This is a genomic window from Pseudarthrobacter sp. NPDC092424 (genome assembly GCF_044754925.1).
In the GTDB taxonomy this organism is placed as follows: domain Bacteria; phylum Actinomycetota; class Actinomycetes; order Actinomycetales; family Micrococcaceae; genus Arthrobacter.
Genome location: NZ_JBIVQC010000009.1, coordinates 33,199 through 49,944, shown reverse-complemented (window position 1 = coordinate 49,944; position 16,746 = coordinate 33,199). Strand labels below are relative to the sequence as shown.

General features: G+C 66.0%; 17 protein-coding genes. 8 read left to right on the top strand and 9 right to left on the bottom strand.

The window, feature by feature from the left end; translation table 11 throughout:
* Positions 1-32 precede the first annotated feature (32 nt).
* The 4 genes from ACIQCN_RS12925 to ACIQCN_RS12910 are packed head-to-tail and all read right to left on the bottom strand — an operon-like array spanning position 33 to position 4,158.
* On the bottom strand, positions 33-806 hold the full coding sequence (locus ACIQCN_RS12925; RefSeq protein WP_400605810.1) for an ABC transporter ATP-binding protein: 774 nt from the start codon (positions 804-806) through the stop codon (positions 33-35).
* Positions 803-1,888 carry an ABC transporter ATP-binding protein gene (locus ACIQCN_RS12920; protein ID WP_400605812.1) on the bottom strand — a complete coding sequence of 362 codons (1,086 nt, stop codon included), beginning with the start codon at positions 1,886-1,888 and terminating at the stop codon, positions 803-805. The genes ACIQCN_RS12925 and ACIQCN_RS12920 overlap by 4 nt, the downstream gene beginning before the upstream one ends.
* Complete coding sequence (locus ACIQCN_RS12915; RefSeq protein ID WP_400605814.1) at positions 1,885-2,853, bottom strand: branched-chain amino acid ABC transporter permease; 969 nt, start codon at positions 2,851-2,853, stop codon at positions 1,885-1,887. Before ACIQCN_RS12915 ends, ACIQCN_RS12920 begins: the two co-directional genes overlap by 4 nt.
* Before the next feature lie 9 nt (positions 2,854-2,862).
* Positions 2,863-4,158, bottom strand: a complete 1,296-nt coding sequence (locus ACIQCN_RS12910) for a branched-chain amino acid ABC transporter permease (RefSeq protein WP_400611267.1) — start codon at positions 4,156-4,158, stop codon at positions 2,863-2,865.
* A gap of 439 nt (positions 4,159-4,597) precedes the next feature.
* Here ACIQCN_RS12910 and ACIQCN_RS12905 point away from each other — a divergent pair, with 439 nt between their 5' ends.
* A complete protein-coding gene (locus ACIQCN_RS12905) occupies positions 4,598-5,524 on the top strand; it encodes a Bax inhibitor-1/YccA family protein (RefSeq protein ID WP_400611266.1) in 927 nt (308 codons plus the stop codon).
* 79 nt (positions 5,525-5,603) lie between these two features.
* On the opposite strand, the gene galK is transcribed toward ACIQCN_RS12905, so the two are convergent.
* Positions 5,604-6,767: a galactokinase gene (gene galK, locus ACIQCN_RS12900; RefSeq protein WP_400611265.1), complete on the bottom strand. Its 1,164-nt coding sequence runs from the start codon at positions 6,765-6,767 to the stop codon at positions 5,604-5,606.
* Positions 6,764-7,996, bottom strand: coding sequence for a galactose-1-phosphate uridylyltransferase (gene galT / locus ACIQCN_RS12895; protein ID WP_400611264.1), 1,233 nt, complete (start codon positions 7,994-7,996; stop codon positions 6,764-6,766). The genes galK and galT overlap by 4 nt, the downstream gene beginning before the upstream one ends.
* Before the next feature lie 98 nt (positions 7,997-8,094).
* Here galT and ACIQCN_RS12890 point away from each other — a divergent pair, with 98 nt between their 5' ends.
* The 4 genes from ACIQCN_RS12890 to ACIQCN_RS12875 all read left to right on the top strand — a co-directional run bounded on the left by ACIQCN_RS12890 (position 8,095) and on the right by ACIQCN_RS12875 (position 12,315).
* Complete coding sequence (locus ACIQCN_RS12890) at positions 8,095-9,048, top strand: aldose 1-epimerase family protein (RefSeq protein WP_400605825.1); 954 nt, start codon at positions 8,095-8,097, stop codon at positions 9,046-9,048.
* A 39-nt stretch (positions 9,049-9,087) separates the two neighbouring features.
* Entirely contained in the window at positions 9,088-10,320 is a 1,233-nt protein-coding gene (locus ACIQCN_RS12885) for an AI-2E family transporter (RefSeq protein WP_400605827.1), read from the top strand.
* Between the two features lie 132 nt (positions 10,321-10,452).
* Positions 10,453-11,691 carry a threonine ammonia-lyase gene (ilvA, locus tag ACIQCN_RS12880; protein ID WP_400605828.1) on the top strand — a complete coding sequence of 413 codons (1,239 nt, stop codon included), beginning with the start codon at positions 10,453-10,455 and terminating at the stop codon, positions 11,689-11,691.
* A 6-nt stretch (positions 11,692-11,697) separates the two neighbouring features.
* Complete coding sequence (locus ACIQCN_RS12875; protein WP_400605830.1) at positions 11,698-12,315, top strand: rhomboid family intramembrane serine protease; 618 nt, start codon at positions 11,698-11,700, stop codon at positions 12,313-12,315.
* Positions 12,316-12,414: 99 nt separating this feature from the next.
* Here the strand turns inward: ACIQCN_RS12875 and greA are convergent, their stop codons facing one another.
* Together greA and ACIQCN_RS12865 are read right to left on the bottom strand one after the other, a co-directional pair.
* Positions 12,415-12,909, bottom strand: coding sequence for a transcription elongation factor GreA (gene greA, locus ACIQCN_RS12870; protein WP_377215302.1), 495 nt, complete (start codon positions 12,907-12,909; stop codon positions 12,415-12,417).
* Between the two features lie 142 nt (positions 12,910-13,051).
* A complete protein-coding gene (locus ACIQCN_RS12865; protein WP_400605833.1) occupies positions 13,052-13,519 on the bottom strand; it encodes a DUF4307 domain-containing protein in 468 nt (155 codons plus the stop codon).
* A gap of 115 nt (positions 13,520-13,634) precedes the next feature.
* On the opposite strand from ACIQCN_RS12865, the gene mca reads away from it, so the two are divergent.
* Positions 13,635-14,540 carry a mycothiol conjugate amidase Mca gene (gene mca, locus ACIQCN_RS12860; protein WP_400605836.1) on the top strand — a complete coding sequence of 302 codons (906 nt, stop codon included), beginning with the start codon at positions 13,635-13,637 and terminating at the stop codon, positions 14,538-14,540.
* A 93-nt stretch (positions 14,541-14,633) separates the two neighbouring features.
* Entirely contained in the window at positions 14,634-14,981 is a 348-nt protein-coding gene (locus tag ACIQCN_RS12855; RefSeq protein WP_400605839.1) for a hypothetical protein, read from the top strand.
* Positions 14,982-15,015: 34 nt separating this feature from the next.
* Here ACIQCN_RS12855 and ACIQCN_RS12850 read toward each other — a convergent pair whose 3' ends face one another.
* Positions 15,016-15,762: a hemolysin III family protein gene (locus ACIQCN_RS12850; RefSeq protein ID WP_400605841.1), complete on the bottom strand. Its 747-nt coding sequence runs from the start codon at positions 15,760-15,762 to the stop codon at positions 15,016-15,018.
* A gap of 151 nt (positions 15,763-15,913) precedes the next feature.
* On the opposite strand from ACIQCN_RS12850, the gene ACIQCN_RS12845 reads away from it, so the two are divergent.
* Positions 15,914-16,675 carry an isoprenyl transferase gene (locus ACIQCN_RS12845; protein WP_400606404.1) on the top strand — a complete coding sequence of 254 codons (762 nt, stop codon included), beginning with the start codon at positions 15,914-15,916 and terminating at the stop codon, positions 16,673-16,675.
* Positions 16,676-16,746 lie beyond the last annotated feature (71 nt).

Genomic DNA, 16,746 nt, shown 5'->3' with positions numbered 1-16,746 from the left:
CTGCGGGCCCTGGAGCCCTTGGAGAGCGGTTCCTAGTCGACAGTGTCGGCCAGGGTGCCCAGGTACAGCTGGATGACCTTGGGATCCTTCATGAGTTCGCGGCCGGTTCCCGTGTAAGCGTCCTTGCCCTGGTCCAGGACGTAGGCGCGGTCACAGATCTGCAGGCAGCGGCGGGCGTTCTGTTCCACCATGATCACCGAGACGCCTGCCCGGTTGATCTCGTGAACCCGAAGGAACGTCTCGTCCTGCTTGACGGGGGAGAGGCCTGCGGAGGGTTCATCCAGCAGCAGCACCGCCGGGTCCATCATCAGGGCGCGCCCCATGGCAACCATCTGCCGTTCACCGCCGGAGAGCGATCCGGCGCGCTGCGCGCGTCGCTTGCCCAGCTCGGGGAACAGGCCCGTGACGAAGTCGAAGCGCTCGGCGAAGTCCTTGGGCCGCTGGAACATGCCCATCTGCAGGTTTTCCTCGATGGACAGCGTGGCAAAGACGTTGTTGGTCTGCGGAACGAAACCGACACCGCGGGTGACCAGCTTGTTGGCCTTCAGCCCGGTGATGTCCTGGCCCCGCACCACAACAGTGCCGGAGTGGACCTTGACCAGGCCGAACATGGCCTTCAGCAGCGTAGACTTGCCGGCGCCGTTGGGGCCGATGATGCCGATCAGCTCACCCTTGCGGGCTTCGATGCTGCAGCCGTTGAGGATGTTCACGCCGGGCAGGTAGCCGGCCACGAGGTCCGTGACCTTGACTACCGAGTCGCCGTCGTTGACGGGGTGTGCGGCTGGTGCCGCGCTGGTGCTGCTCATTGGCTGTCCTTCTCTGTCCGGCCCGTTTCCGTGCTTCCGTGCCGTCCGCGGGGATGGTCCTGCGCGCCCCGTTCTTCCGGTGCTGCGTCGGTTTCCGCCTCAACGACATCCACGGCGATGATGCCTGCGTTCTCCGTGCCCACGATGGATTCCTCGTCAGCCACCAGTTCGGCCGCGAGTTCCTTGATGCCCTCGGTGTCGCCAAGGTCCACGTCATGGTGCGCGCCAAGGTAGGCGTCGATCACGGCGGGGTTCTTCATGACCTCGCCAGGCGGGCCCTCTGCCACCACCTTGCCTTCCGCCATGACCACTACCCAGTCGGCGATGTGCCGCACCATGTGCATGTCATGCTCCACGAACAGCACCGTCATGCCTTCGGCCTTCAGGTTCTTGATGTGGTCCAGCAGGGACTGGGTCAGTGCCGGATTCACGCCGGCCATGGGCTCGTCCAGCATGACCAGCTTGGGCCGGACCATGAGGGAACGGGCCATTTCCAGGAGCTTGCGCTGGCCGCCGGAGAGGGAGGCAGCGTAGTCGTCCTTCTTGGCATCCAGCTTGAACTTCTCCAGCAGGACGTTGGCTTCCTCCGTGATCTGCTTCTCCCGGCCGCCCCAGATTCCCTTGAACAGGGCCTTGTACAGCTTCTCCCCGGGCTGGTTCGAGGCACCCAGGCGCATGTTTTCCATGACCGTCAGCTTGCCCATCACCTTGGTGAGCTGGAACGTGCGGACCATGCCCATCCGTGCCACCTTGTACGGGGAAACGCCCGCCAGGCTCTTGCCTTCGAACTGCCACTTGCCCGTGTTGGGCGTGTCGAAGCCTGTCAGCAGGTTAAACAGCGTGGTCTTTCCGGCACCGTTGGGCCCGATCAGCGCGGTGATCTTATGGCGGGGGATCTCGAGGTAATCGACGTCCACCGCATTAATGCCGCCAAAGCTGCGGGTTACGTTCTCCGCAACCACGATGGGATCGCGTTTCTTACATCCCGGACCGGTTTCGCCGGCCGCAATGGGCCGTGCGTCAGTCATGTAGTCCGGCTGGGCGCCGGACGCCGATGTGGGTTCTTCGCTGTGCATGCTCATGCGAACGCCAGCTCCTTCTTGTTTCCAAAGACACCCTGGGGCCGGAAAATCATCAGCAGCATCAGGGCCACACCCACCAGGATGTAGCGCAGCTGCCCGGCCTGGACGGTGTTCAGCCAGGTGATGGCACCTGATTCGATCAGGCCATAGAGGACGCCCTGGGTCAGGGACAGGACAACCCAGAAGATCATGGCGCCGACGACGGGTCCAAGGACCGTGCCCAGCCCGCCAAGGAGCAGGCAGGTGTAGAGGAAGAACGTCAGTTCGGTGCCGTAGTTGGCCGGCTGCACCGCTCCGCGGGGAAGGGTGAAGATCATGCCGGCAAGTGCGCCCAGCACGCCACCGATGATCAGCGCCTGCATCTTGTAGGCGTAGACGTTCTTACCCAGCGAGCGGACGGCGTTTTCGTCTTCGCGGATGCCCTTGAGGACGCGGCCCCACGGGCTGCGCATCAGCAGCCATACCAGCAGGCAGCACACGGCAACGAGTGCCCAGCCCACCACGCGGATGAAGAAGTCACGGTTGTTCATGCCGAAGTAGTCGCCGTCCGGGAACGGGTTCATTGCGTAGAACCCGCCCTCGAACGCCGCCAGGCCGTTGGCCGAACCGGTCACGGACGTCAGCTGGTTGGTGGTGACGATGTACCGGACTATTTCCGCAGCGGCAATGGTGACGATGGCGAGGTAGTCCGCCCGCAGGCGCAGGGTGGGAATACCCAGCAGCAGCGCGAAGACGGCGGCGGCGATTATGGCGATCAGCAGTCCCACGAAGAACGGGACGCCGAAGGTCAGGGTGGAGATGGCGAACCCGTAGGCTCCCACCGCCATGAAGCCGGCCTGGCCGAAGTTCAGCAGGCCGGAGTAGCCGAAGTGGACGGCGAGGCCCAGTGCGGCAAGCGCGTAGGCCGCAGTCGTGGGGCTGAAAATTTCGCCGGCGGCGCTGGCAAGAATGAATCCAAAGTCCATGGTTCTCTCCTAACCCACGCGCTCGCGTCGGCCCAGGATGCCCTGGGGCCGGAACAAGAGGACAACGATCATGATGAAAAGTGCTCCCACGTATTTAAGGTCTGCTGCGAGGCCGAACACGGTGGTCAGCTCAACGAAGATACCCACGATGATGGAACCGATCAGGGCGCCAAACACGGTGCCCAGGCCGCCGAGGGTAACGCCGGCGAAGATCAGCAGCAGGATGGCCGAGCCCATGTCGAAAGTGACGCCGGGCCGGTAGTAGGCCCAGAGGATGCCGCCGAGGGAGGCGAGCATGCCGCCGGTGATCCACACGAGGCGGATGACCGCGTCCACATCGATGCCGGAAGCGGCAGCGAGTGCCGGGTTGTCGGCCACGGCGCGGGTGGCCTTGCCCAGGCGGGTCTTGAGCAGCACGATTCCCAGCAGACCGATCACCACGGCACTGATAACCAGCGACCACAGGTTGTTCGGGGAGAGGGATACCGGGCCGATCTGGACCTCGGGGCTCTGCGCGTACGGGAGCTGTTGCGTGGCGCCCCCGAAGTAGAACTGGATGACGTAGCGGACAGCGAGGGCCAGGCCGATGCTCACGATCATCATGGGAACCAAACCGGTGCCGCGGCGGCGCAGGGGCCGCCAGAGGCCACGGTCCTGCGCATAGCCGAAGAGTGCGCCGCCCAACAGGGAGAGGACCACCGCGAGCCAGAAGGGGAGCCCCAGGGCGTTGAAAGCGAAGACCAGCACCGCGCCCAGGGTGACCATTTCACCGTGGGCAAAGTTGGTCAGCCCGGTGGTGCCGAAGATCAGCGACAGCCCGACGGCTGCAAGGGCCAGCAGCAGGCCGAAGCTGAGGCCTGCGACCAGGCGGTTGAGCAGGTTCTGGCCGAAGTCCTGTTCCTGGACCACGATGCCCTTGCCGAAGGCAAAGATCACGGACAGGTTGGACGTCTGGCTGAATGTCACATCACGCGGGTTTTCCTGGCCGTCCGCGAGCTTGATTCCTTCGGGGAGCGTGGACTCGTCCAACTCCACTGTGTAGGTACCCTGCTCGGGCACGCCGATGCTCCACGAGCCGTTGGCAGAGGACTTGGCCGTGCCGGTGAAGTCGCCACTCTTCGCCGTAATGGTCACGTCCGCCAGCGGAGCGCGGGCATCATCGCGGAGGAATCCGCTGATGTTGTTCTGGAAGGTTTGGTTCGACGGGGATGGTGTCGGTGAGGGGGAAGTGGCCTGGGAGGCCGGCGCTGCCACCAGAAGGAGGGCCAGAATGGCAGCGCTCACGGCTCCCCATAATCTGAGCAAACCGAGGCGTCCTGCGGCCGGTGGGCCTTGGGGTGTACTTCTCAAATTGAAAAACCTCCACTTGGGGGCGGTCTAGGCTGCACCATTGCAAGCCATTGCGAACGGATACAGGGCTGGCAGGCGCCAAAAGGTCACACGCCACCCACGGTTGTGAGTTGCGTCACCCTGTTGGGGTTTATGCTACAGCCGCCTGACGGGCTGAAACGCCCCGATTGGCGCAGCGAAGGTAGCGATCGGATAACAACTGTGAAGCCACAGTCACACCTTGATGTAGCCGGTCTAAATAAACAAATGTTGAGCCACGGTATTTCTAAACAGTCGGTTGGTTACGGTTGGGTTGCGCCCGCGGCGTCCGGGAACTTTACGCACCACACCCGCGTGGTAATTGGTACCGTAAACCTTAAGGTTTCACTGACATCCCTAATGGAGGAATTCCGCAATGGCACTTGGCGGCAACCCGATCTTCAACGGAAAGAGTTTCCGTGGAGCGACCCAGGCACCGCCTGCACCCTACGGCCACTCGCCGTATGGCCAGCCGAGCTACGGCCAGGCGCCATACGGGCAGCAGCCTTATGGCCAGGCTCCCTACGGACAGCAGCAGGGCTGGAACACCCGGCCGGACATGACGGACCAGCAGTTGCGGGACATGTACAACCAGCCGGCCGCGGGCCCCGCGGACACCGGGCGGATGACTTTCGACGATGTCATCGTCAAGACCGCCGCCTGCCTGGGCATGGTCATCGCCGGCGCGGCTGTGACCATGGTGGTCGGCATGGGCCTCGCCTCGCTGCTCATGGTGGCCGGCGCGCTGGGCGGTTTCGTCCTGGCCCTGGTCAATACGTTCAAGAAGCAACCGTCCCCGGCGCTGATCCTTGCCTACGCAGCGCTCGAGGGACTTTTCCTTGGCGGCCTGACCCGCATCCTCGACGCGCAGTTCCCCGGCGTCGGCCTGCAGGCTGTCATTGGCACCCTGTCCGTGTTCGCCGTGACCCTCGTGCTGTTTAAGAGCGGCAAGGTCCGCGCCACGCCCAAGGCCATGCGCTTCTTTATGATTGCGATCATTGGTTACGCGGTATTCGCGCTGGTCAACATGGTCATGATGCTCACCGGGGCTGTCCAGGAGCCGTTCGGACTGCGCACCAGCGTAGAGATCTTCGGTATCCCGCTTGGCGTCTTCATTGGCCTGCTGGCCATCGGCCTGGCCGCCTTCTCCCTGATCATGGACTTCACCAGCATTGAAGCCGGCGTCCGCAGCGGCGCTCCGCAGCGCTTCTCCTGGACGGCTGCGTTCGGCCTGACGGTGACGCTCGTCTGGCTCTACGTCGAGATCATCCGCCTGCTGGCCATCCTCCGCGGCGACGATTAGGCGGCGGTCGGTTAACGCCGTCGTACGTACGCATGAGCAGGGCCCCGCCAGTGTGGCGGGGCCCTGCCCGCGTCCGGGGCTAGGCGATCCGCCGGGCGCCGGGGGCGGGGGACACGGTGAAGATCCCGGGTTCCCTGTATCCTGCCCTCGCGAAGGCGCGTACGACGGCGGAACGTACCTCTGGCTCTGCCTCCACCGGCGTGAGGGCTATGGCCGCCCCTCCGAACCCGCCGCCGGTCATCCGGGCGCCGATGGCTCCGTGGGCCCGGGCGGTTTCGACGGCGAGATCCAGCTCCGGGCAGGAGATCTCGAAGTCGTCCCGCATGGAGGCGTGGCTGGCATCCAGCAGCAGCCCGATGGCTGACGGGCCTTCCGCCTCAAGCCGCTCCACCGTCTGCAGGACGCGGTCATTCTCGGTGACGACGTGGCGGACGCGGCGGAAGGTGGTTTCGTCCAGGAGTCCGCTCGCTTCGGGGAGGTCGCCCACTTGCACGTCACGCAGGGCACCAACCCCGAGAACCTCCGCTCCCAGCTGGCATGACGCGCGCCGGGACGCGTAGCCGCCGTCGGCGTGGGAATGCGAAACCTTGGTGTCAATCACCAGGAGGACCAGGCCGGCGGGGCCGGTCTCGAACGGAACCAGCGTAGCGTTCTGGTCCCGGCAGTCGAGGAAAACGGCATGGCCTTCGGCGCCCCGCAGCGAGGCCGACTGGTCCATGATCCCGGTGGGTGCGCCCACGAAGCCGTTTTCCGCCCGCTGCGTGGCCAGAACCATGTCCTGCGCAGTCAGGCCCGCGCTGGTGAGGTCATTCAGCGCGGAAATCACGGCGCATTCGATGGCGTGGGAGGAGGAGAGGCCGGCCCCCGGCGGGACGTCCGAGTCCAGCAGCAGGTCGATGCCGGGCACCGTGATGCCTGCTTCGCGCAGCGCCCAGAGCACCCCGAGGGGGTACTTGGTCCAGCCCTTGGCGCTTTCGGGTTCCAGCTGGTTCAGGTTGGCACTTGCCGGCCCCTGGTCCCCATAGGTGGACAGCAGCCGGACCTGCAAGTCCCCGCGGACCCTTACGGCAACCCGCGCGGTCCGGTCGATGGCGAACGGCAGGACGAAGCCTTCGTTGTAGTCGGTGTGCTCGCCGATCAGGTTTACCCGGCCGGGAGCCTGCCAGATTCCGTCCGGCGCCGCGCCATACTCACGCTGGAAGCGTGCGGCCAGTTCTTCGGGGCGGAAAGGGGCGGCGTTCACAGGCGGGCTCCTTCGGGTGCTGCTGGTCCGGGAATCGCCGTCCCGGGCGCTGGTGCGGCCGCGGCGGGGGACCCTTGCACCGTAACGGTGCGGAGGCGCCCGGCAACAGCCTCGGGGGTGGTGTCGTTGATGAAAGCGCCCATGGCCGCTTCAGAACCGGCCAGGTACTTCAGCTTGTCGGCTGCCCTCCGCGGGGAGGTGAGCTGCAGGTGCAGGTAGCCCGAGCTGCGGTGCGCCGCCTCCAGCGGGGCCTGGTGCCACGCCGAAATGTATGGCGTAGGAGTGGGGTAAAGCGCATCCACCCGCTGCAGCAGTTCCAGGTACAGATGGGCCAGTTCGTCCTTCTCGTTCCCGTCCAGGGCGGCCAGGTCGGGAACCTGGCGGTGCGGCACCAGGTGGATTTCCAGGGGCCAGCGAGCGGCAAAGGGCACGTAGGCGCTGAAGTGTTCGCCTTCCAGGACCATCCGGCTGCCGTCCTCGCGCTCAGAGCGCAGGAGGGAGCCGGTCAGGGTGCCGCGTCCGTCCTGCGCCTCGTAGTAGCGGCGTGCAGCTGCCCCGATGGCGGCAGCGCGCGGGGTCACGTAGGAATAGGCGTAGATCTGGCCATGCGGGTGGTGCAGGGTCACGCCAATGTCCGCGCCGCGGTTTTCGAACGGAAACACCTGCCTTATCCCGGGGAGCGCGCTTAGTGCTGCTGTGCGGTGCGCCCAGGCTTCAACCACGGTGCGCGCCCTCGTGTGGCCCAGCCCGGAAAAGGAGCCGGTGTGCTCCGGAGTGAAGGACACCACCTCGCACCGGCCGTACGCCGGCAATGCGGTTCCCCACCCGGCGTGGCCGGGTACGGGACCAAGCGCCGGGCCAAGGGATGGGAAGCGGTTTTCGAACACGACGACGTCATAGTCAGCCGCCGGGATTTCCGACGCGTTCCCGGGGGTGGTAGGGCAGATGGGGCATTGGTCCGCAGGCGGCAGGTGCGTGCGGGTCTGCCGGTGCGCCGCGACGGCGACCCATTCATCCGTGAGCGCGTCGTAGCGGACCTCGCCGGGCTCGCCGCGGGGCGGCAGGGCGCGCCGGTCCACAGCGGCCGCGGCTCCTCCGGCCGCACCGGCGGGCTCCGCTGCGGCGGCCCACACGCCGTCGGCGCTTCCCCGGGGGCCCTTGGCTCCGGCGTCGTCAAAGTAGAAAAGCTCCCGGCCGTCCGAGAGCGTGGTGGCGGTAATCACGGTCATGCATCGAGTGTCCCACGCCCTATCAAAAAAGAATAGTTTTTAACAAAAACTAACATCCGGCTCCGTGGCCGGTGCCCGGGCCGGGTACGGTGGTGCACATGACGATGTCTTCCAGTGCGCCCGTTCCTTCCGGTCCCGAAGTCCGGGCTTATGCGACCGGCCGCCAGTATGAACTCCGGCGCGGCGATGCCGTGGCCGTGGTGACCGAGCTTGCCGCCGGGCTGCGTGAATTCCGCCGGGGCGGGACGCTCCTGACGGAAACATATGCCGACCACGAGATTCCACCCGGCGCCGCCGGGATCACCCTGGCACCGTGGGCCAACCGGATTGACGGCGGCTTGTGGCATCTGGATGGCAAGAAACAACAGCTGGACATCACCGAAGTTTCGCGGAACAACGCCAGCCACGGCCTGCTGCGGAACACCGGCTACACGCTCGTGGACGAGTCCGAACACTCCGTCACGCTCGAGGCCGCCATCTTTCCCCAGCACGGATACCCGTTCCTGGTCCGGCACCAGGTCCGTTACGGGATCAATGAAGTGCTTGGACTGGAGGTCCGGCAGACGCTGCTGAACGACGGCGGCGGCGCTGCGGCGCCGTTCGTCCTCGGCGCCCACCCCTACCTGCGCATCGGCGATGCTCCGGCCGAAGACCTGGTGCTCACCGTCCAGGCGGACACCCAACTGGTGGCGGATGAACGGAAGATTCCGCGCAGCCAGGAGCCGGTGTCCGGAGACGTGGATTTCCGCGGCGGCAGGACCATCGGCGCCCTCGACATCGATGTTGCACTGACCGGACTGGATTTCCGCGACGGACGGGCACGGCATGTGCTGGCGGATCCGGAGGGGCGGACGGTCAGTCTCTGGCAGGACCGTTCCTGCGGGTACGTCCACGTGTTCGTGACGCCCACCTATCCCGGCCGGAGCCGGGCGGTGGCCCTCGAACCGATGACAGGTCCGGCGAACGCCTTCAACTCCGGTGAGGGCCTCCGCTGGCTGGAGCCCGGCGAATCATTTGCCATGGAATGGGGCATCGACTACCGCGCCGCGTGACGGTTTCACAATCCGGGGCCGCTGGGGAATTATTAGGCTATGACGCCCCCTGACGATGCGGTAACGCCCGCAACGCCCGCGCCGGACCATCCCGTGCCGGCACCGCAGGCACCTCCGCGGCGGGACCGCGACCTGGAGACGGACATTCCCTACGGCATCCGCATCGCCGCCGCATGGTCGTGGCGCCTGGGCCTGATCCTGCTGGTGGGCGGCGGCCTCGTGTGGCTGTTGAGCCATGTCACCTTCCTCATCATTCCGGTAATGGTGGCTGCCCTGCTGGCGGGCCTGCTGAATCCCGTCGTCGGCTGGCTTAAGCAGAACCGCCTGCCCGCCGGGGCGGCTGTGGCGATCACCGTCGTCGGCTTCCTGGGACTCATTGGCGGGGCGCTGGCGCTGGTCGGCCGCCAACTGTACACCGGGTTCAGCGAACTCTGGTCCGAGGCCCTGACCGGCATCAGGCAGATCCAGGAGTGGCTCGCAGAGGGCCCACTCCACCTCACCGCCGATCAGATGGACCAGTACTTCAAGGAAGCCGGCACGGCCCTTCAGGACAACACCAGCAGCATCCTCAGCGGCGCCCTCTCCTTCGGCAGCACCGCCGGGCACTTCGCCGCCGGACTGATCCTGGCCCTGTTTATCCTGATCTTCTTCCTGCTGGAGGGCGAAAGGATTTGGGGCTTCATTGTGCGTCTGCTGCCCCGGAAGGCACGGCCTGCGGCATTCGGTGCCGGCCGCAAGGGCTGGGCGTCCATGGTGAGCTACGCGCGCATCCAGATGTTCGTTGCCTTCGTGGACGCCGTGGGAATCGGGGCAGGCGCAGCCATCATCGGCGTGCCGCTGGCACTCCCGCTGAGTGTCCTGGTGTTCATCGGTTCCTTTATCCCCATCGTCGGCGCCCTGGTGACCGGCGCCATTGCCGTGCTGCTGGCGCTGGTTGCCAACGGACTCGTCAATGCACTCGTCATGCTGGGCATTGTCCTGCTGGTCCAGCAGCTGGAAAGCCACATCCTGCAGCCGCTCATCATGGGCAAAGCCGTCTCCCTCCATCCGGTAGCCGTGATCCTCTCCGTTGCCGCAGGTTCATACCTGGCCGGGATACCCGGCGCCTTGTTCTCGGTTCCCGTCCTCGCCGTAGCAAACTCGGCGGTTCGCTACATCGCGGCGAGAACGTGGGAACATGAACAAGTGCCGGCATTGCCCGGAGCGCCAATGCCGGCCGCAGCCGGGGGGAACGCCACCGTCAAGGACGTTGAACCGCCGGACCTCCCTTAGGGCGCTGCCGGCATCGGGGACCGCCGCGGTGCGAACAACGCGCACAGGCAGCCGGCACAGCAGCGAAAATCCTTGCTGCCCGCAGCCTCTGGGGATGCGGGCGCCGGGGCCGAACCAGAGGAGAATGAGTCCGTGAACATCCTGGAAACCCTTCCCGTCACCCTGGACGATGTCCTTGCGGCGCAGAAGCTGCTTGACGGGATTATTGCGCGGACTCCCGTGGAGTCTTCCCGCGCGCTGGGAGCGATGGCGGGCGGGGAAGTCTTCTTCAAGTGCGAGAACCTGCAGCGCGCCGGTTCCTTCAAGGTCCGCGGCGCCTATGTCCGGATGGCACGGCTCTCGGCCGAAGAAAAGAAGCGCGGCGTGGTGGCGGCCTCCGCAGGGAACCACGCCCAGGGCGTGGCCGTGGCGGCAAAAGCGTTGGGAATCAAAGCCCGCATCTACATGCCGCTGGGAGTTGCCCTGCCCAAGCTCGCGGCCACCCGAAGCCACGGCGCCGAGGTCATCCTGCACGGGCACAACGTGGACGAGGCGCTCGCCGAGGCCCAGCGGTACAGCAACGAGACGGGAATGGTGTTCGTGCATCCCTTCGATAACGTTGATGTGGTGGCGGGCCAGGGAACCCTCGGCCTGGAAATCCTGGAGCAGGTACCCAATGTCGACACCATCCTGATGGGCGTGGGCGGCGGAGGCCTCCTGGCCGGCGTTGCCGTGGCGGTGAAGGCGCGCGCCAAGGAACTGGGCCGGGAGATCAGGATCATCGGAGTCCAGGCGGAAAACGCAGCCGCCTACCCGCCGTCGCTCGCTGCCGATGCCCTGGTGCCGCTGAAAAAGGTCTCCACCATGGCTGACGGCATCGCCGTGGGGCGCCCGGGACAGCTGCCGTTCAGCATCATCCGCGAACTCGTGGACGACGTTGTCACGGTCAGCGAGGATTCCCTGGCGCGCGCCCTGATCTTCCTGCTGGAGCGGGCCAAGATGGTGGTGGAACCGGCAGGCGCCGTGGGTGTCGCCGCCCTCATGGACGGCAAGATCGAAAACCCCGGAACCACCGCTGTGGTTCTCTCCGGCGGCAATATCGACCCCATGCTGATGCTCAAAGTCATCCAGCGCGGCCTATCGGCTGCCGGCCGGTACATGACCGTGCGGATGATGCTCGATGACCGGCCCGGTTCGCTGGCCACCATCGCCCGGATCATTGCCGAAAACGATGCCAACGTCACCGGGTTGGACCACACCCGGGTCGGAGGTTCCATCAGCATGGGCGACGTCTCCATCACCGTGAACCTGGAGACCAAGGGCCACCAGCACGGCGAACAGGTCCTCAGTGCTTTGCGCGCCGAAGGCTTCCAGCCGATCGTGGTCCACTAGCACGCCATGGTCCTGCCGGCAGGTAACGGGCAGCCAAGCCAGCGGCGGGTGCTGGCGGGGCGTGCCAGGGGCGGGCTGCTGGTGCTGGGCGGCTTCGTGGCCCTGCTGTTCGCCATCGAAGTCCTCAATCTGCTGATGTTGCGCTCGCTGAACCGGACCTTCGGGCTTCGGCCGCGCAGTGCGGACGGGCTGCTGGACATCTTCACCTTTCCACTCCTGCACGCGAACCTGAGCCACCTGCTCTCCAACAGCCTCCCGCTGGTGGTGTTTGGGTTCCTGGTGTTCCTTTCCGGCCTTCGCGTGTTCCTTACCGCACTGGCCGCCAGCTGGCTGGGCTCCGGACTCACAGTCTGGCTGATCGGGGCCGGCGGCATCACGGTCGGCTCCTCAGGGCTGGTGTTTGGCCTGTTCGCCTTCCTGCTGGTCCGCGGCTTCCTGAACCGCAGCTGGCGGCAGATCCTGCTGGCAGTGGTGCTCTTTATGGGGTACGGCGGCATCCTGCTGGGAGTGCTGCCCCTCATGGGCGGCCAGATTTCCTGGCAGGCGCATTTGGGCGGCGCCGCGGGCGGCGTGGTGGCCGCCGTGCTCCTGCGCCGGCGCTTCGGCGCAAGGGAACGGGCATGACCTGCCTTCAACGCGGCCTGAACGCCGGAGGCGGCTGCCCTTAAACGCCAGGTGCCGGCCACCCTTTGGGCGGCCGGCACCAGTCGGTGCTGGCAGTGACTATGCCGTGTACGGCTTGGCGGAGAGGATCTCCACCTTGATGTCCTTGCCGTTCGGCGCGGTGTAGCTGAGGGTGTCGCCTTCCTTGTGGCCCAGGATGGCAGCACCCAGCGGCGACTTCTCACTGAAGACGTCCAGGTCCGAGTCCCCGGCAATTTCGCGCGATCCCAGGAGGAAGGTCTCCTCATCACCGGCAATCCGGGCCACGACGATCATGCCGGGCTCCACGATTCCGTCATCGGCGGGGGACTCGCCGACGTGTGCGTCGCGGAGCAGGACCGTGAGCTGGCGGATGCGGGCCTCGATCTTGCCCTGCTCTTCCTTGGCTGCGTGGTACCCGCCATTTTCCTTGAGGTCGCCCTCTTGCCGGGCGGCTTCGATCTTCTGGACGATCTCCGCGCGGCCGGCGCCGGAAAGGTGGTCCAGCTCTGCCTTCAGGCGGTCAAAAGCTTCCTGGGTGAGCCAGGCTGCAGCTGCGCTGTTGGTGGTAGACACGGACTTCTCCTCTAATGGTCCTACATGCAAAAGACCCCGCCACGGTGGCCACTTGTGGAACAGCAACCAGCTCAGCGGGGTAAAGGTATTGATTCATTGTAGTCAATCCCTTGGACGAAACCCAATAAGCAAGCGGTGCACGTCACATGCTGTGGCCGTCTTCATCCGCTTCCCAGCAGCCGTCCACCACGCCGGAGACGGAAAGTGACTCCGTGCGGACGGTAACCCGCTGCGCAACTGTCCGGCCGCCGTCGGGCGCTCCTTCCGCGGCCGCAGCGGGAACGTCCACCACCTTCCATCCCACTACCGCGTATTTGGAATCGAGCGCCTTCACGGCGCACTTAACCGGAGTGCCGGGCTCCCGGGTGACCTGGAAATCGACCTCGGCCAGGGTTGCGTCCACAGTGCTGTACCCGATGTCCTTGAACGTCACCCCCGAGACCGCGGTGGACGTGGAGACCCAGGCCATGAAGCCGATGCCGGCGGCAAGGGCTGCACCGGCAACGATGCGCTTGGTACGCGGGGGAAGGCTGCGCTTTTGGGTACCGTAGCGATTGGCTAGGCTAGTGTGTGCGGGCGCGGAAGGGTCCTGCTGGTCCGGGGAAGTCACCAGTCCAGTTTAGTGCCCATCCCGGCGGATGGCGCCCGTCCGGACCGCCCCGCAGTATGACCCGACCAGCCAGCAGCCACACGCCGCGGCAGAAGAATTAAGGAGCCGTCCTCCCATGACAGCGTCCAGCACCGCCCCGGTACCGTTTCGGCTGCTCGCAGTCCACGCCCACCCGGACGACGAGTCCAGCAAGGGCGCTGCCACGATGGCAATGTATGCCGCCGCCGGCGTGGAGGTCATGGTGGCCACCTGCACCGACGGTTCACGCGGGGATATCCAGAACCCGGCGGTGGAGGGCGAACCCCATCCCAAACGGGACATGGCCGGCGCCAGACGCCTCGAAATGGAGACGGCGGCCAGAATCCTGGGCATCCGGCAGCAGTGGCTGGGGTTCGTGGACTCCGGCCTTCCTGAAGGCGACCCCCTCCCGCCGCTGCCCGCAGGATCCTTCGCCACACTGCCGCTGCGCCAGGCTGCCGCGCCCCTGGTGCGCCTGGTCCGGTCCTTCAAACCGCACGTCATCCTCAGCTATGACGAGAACGGCGGTTACCCGCACCCGGACCACATCATGGCCCACCGCGTGGCTGTCGAAGCGTTCGACGCGGCCGGGGATCCGGAGCGCTACCCGGAGGCGGGCGGGCCTTGGGAACCGAGCAAGCTTTACTACGACCGCGCCTTCAGCCCGGAGCGCTTCCGGGCCCTCCACTTTGCGTTGGAGGAAGCCGGCCTGCAGTCGCCCTATGCGGAGCGGTTGGCGGCCTGGCTGGAATCTGACGCAGAAGGGCACACGCCCCCGCCGGCCCGGCATCCCACCACCACGCAGATCGACTGCGGCGATTTCTTCGAAGTGCGCGACGACGCCCTGCGCGCCCACCGGACCCAGGTTGACCCGCTGGGCTTCTTCTTCGCCGTCTCGCCGGAGATGCAGCGCCGGGCGTGGCCCTGGGAGGACTACTCGCTGATCAAGTCCCGGGTGGCGTCCGAACTCCCGGAAAAGGACCTGTTCGCCGGGCTAAGATAGTCACTGCAGGCAAGTTCTATCTGGCGTAGAACACGGCCGCCCCGCGGTGCAGTGCTGCTCCTGCCGTCCCTCGATCCACAGAAGGTTTTCACTGTGCATTCTCTGCTCCTTGGCCTGGCCACCACCCCTACACCCCTGCCCACGCCTACGCTGCGTGAAGGAATTTCAGAGGACCAGATCACCCCGGGACTGTGGGGATTCATCATGACCGCGTTCTTCGTGGTGGCCACCACCTTGCTAATCGTGGACATGGTCCGCCGCATCCGCCGGGTCCGCTACCGCGCCCAGGCCGAGCAGGAACGCATGGAGGCCGCTGCAGCCGCCGATGTTGCTGCCGCTGACGCGCAGGACGGACTGGACACGACGGACGGACCGGCTGCTCCACAGGCTCCCGGGGCTGACGGTCGGGACACTCCCGGCCCCGCCCGGCCGGCGGAGTAGCCGCCGCCGCGAAAGGGAGGCCGGTCCGCCGTCGTCAGCGGAGAACAGCGATGGTGATCGCGATGTAGTGGGCCGTGAACGCGAACACCGTGAACGCGTGGAAGAGCTCATGGAAACCGAAGTGGTGGTAGCTGAAGTTCGGTTTCTTGAGGGCGTAGAACACCGCGCCGGTAATATACAGCGCGCCGCCCACGCAGATCAGGACCGCGGCCGGGATGCTGGCCTGGAAGAACTGCGGGAGGTAGACCAGGGCTCCACAGCCCAGTGCGATGTAGATGGGGACGTACAGCCAGCGCGGTGCATCCGTCCAGAGCAGCCGGAACAGTACCCCGAGCACCGCACCGGCCCAGATAACCCAGAGAAGCAGCACGGCCTGCGGACGCTCCAGCAGCGTCCAGGCCAGCGGCGTGTAGCTGCCGGCGATAACCAACATGATGTTCGTGTGGTCCAGCCGCTTGAGGACCATTTTCACCTTCGGGGACCAGTTGCCGCGATGGTAGACGGCGCTGACACCAAAGAGCAGAACGCCGGTCGCGGCGTAAATGGCCGAGGTCACCTTGCGGTCCGCCGTGGGAGCCAGTGCAATGAGGACGATCCCGGCAGCCAGCGCCAGGGGAGCGGCGATGGTGTGGATCCAGCCGCGCCACATTGGCTTGATCATCAGCAGTTCCGCGAGGCGGACGGCGGCGTCGTCCACGGCGGTGGCTTCCGGCTGGCGGTGGTGGTCCGTTGCGCCGCGGGCGGGGCCCCGCCCCGGGGCATCCGAGGGGTCGCTGGTCATGCTCCCAGAGTAACCTACGATCGGGTAGGTTACTCACTGGTAACAAGTGTTACATCCGTCGGCCCGGGGCCGATGGACGGCGGCTGCCGCCGCGGACGGTAGCCTAGGATGTGCAAAGTACCGTCAGCAAGGAAGTCAGGTGAGTGGACGCGTGGAGTTGCCCGGGTTCCTCTACGGCTTCTACGAGCGGCGGCTCCTCAGGGACCTGCCGCGGGACCGCATTCCCCGGCACATCGGCGTCATGGTGGACGGCAACCGCCGCTGGGCCAAGCAGTTTAATGCCCCCACCAGCCAGGGCCACCAGGCCGGCGCGGACAAGATCCACGAATTCCTCGGCTGGTGCCAGGAGCTGGGCGTCAAGGTGGTCACGCTCTACATGCTGTCCACGGACAACATGAACCGCTCCAGCGAGGAACTGGACCTGCTCATGGGCATCATTGCCAACACCCTGGACCGGCTGGACGAGGACGCGGACCTTTCCGTGCATGCCATGGGGGCTCCGGAGCTGCTTCCCGGCTACCTGGCCGAGCGGCTGAACAAACTGACGGCCCGGACGCCGGTCAACGAGAAGATCCAGGTGAACGTCGCCGTGGGCTACGGAGGGCGGCGGGAAATTGTGGACGCCGTCCGGGAACTGCTGCACGACGCAGTGGCGCGCGGCGCGGACATCTCTGAACTGGCGGACAGCCTCTCCGTCGAGGACATCTCGCGTTTCCTTTACACGCGCGGCCAGCCGGATCCGGACCTGGTGATCCGCACCTCCGGAGAGCAGCGGCTTTCCGGCTTCCTGATGTGGCAAAGCGCCTACAGCGAGTTCTACTTCTGTGAAGCATTGTGGCCTGCGTTCCGGAAGGTGGACTTCCTGCGGGCCCTGCGGGACTACGCCGGGCGGCAGCGCCGCTTCGGTTCCTGACGGACCAGTCCCTGGCGGATCCGGGTTCATCCCGCGTTCACGCGCCGGCCAGAAGAATCGCCGTCGGATGT

What these genes read in the sequence shown, in the direction of transcription:
- ACIQCN_RS12920 (WP_400605812.1), bottom strand. Translation starts at nt 1,888, where the DNA reads ATGAGCATGCACAGCGAAGAACCCACATCGGCGTCCGGCGCCCAGCCG.
- ACIQCN_RS12885 (WP_400605827.1), top strand. Translation starts at nt 9,088, where the DNA reads ATGACGCCCCCTGACGATGCGGTAACGCCCGCAACGCCCGCGCCGGAC.
- ACIQCN_RS12915 (WP_400605814.1), bottom strand. Translation starts at nt 2,853, where the DNA reads ATGGACTTTGGATTCATTCTTGCCAGCGCCGCCGGCGAAATTTTCAGC.
- galT (WP_400611264.1), bottom strand. Translation starts at nt 7,996, where the DNA reads ATGACCGTGATTACCGCCACCACGCTCTCGGACGGCCGGGAGCTTTTC.
- ACIQCN_RS12875 (WP_400605830.1), top strand. Translation starts at nt 11,698, where the DNA reads ATGGTCCTGCCGGCAGGTAACGGGCAGCCAAGCCAGCGGCGGGTGCTG.
- ACIQCN_RS12905 (WP_400611266.1), top strand. Translation starts at nt 4,598, where the DNA reads ATGGCACTTGGCGGCAACCCGATCTTCAACGGAAAGAGTTTCCGTGGA.
- ACIQCN_RS12890 (WP_400605825.1), top strand. Translation starts at nt 8,095, where the DNA reads ATGACGATGTCTTCCAGTGCGCCCGTTCCTTCCGGTCCCGAAGTCCGG.
- ACIQCN_RS12850 (WP_400605841.1), bottom strand. Translation starts at nt 15,762, where the DNA reads ATGACCAGCGACCCCTCGGATGCCCCGGGGCGGGGCCCCGCCCGCGGC.
- ACIQCN_RS12925 (WP_400605810.1), bottom strand. Translation starts at nt 806, where the DNA reads ATGAGCAGCACCAGCGCGGCACCAGCCGCACACCCCGTCAACGACGGC.
- mca (WP_400605836.1), top strand. Translation starts at nt 13,635, where the DNA reads ATGACAGCGTCCAGCACCGCCCCGGTACCGTTTCGGCTGCTCGCAGTC.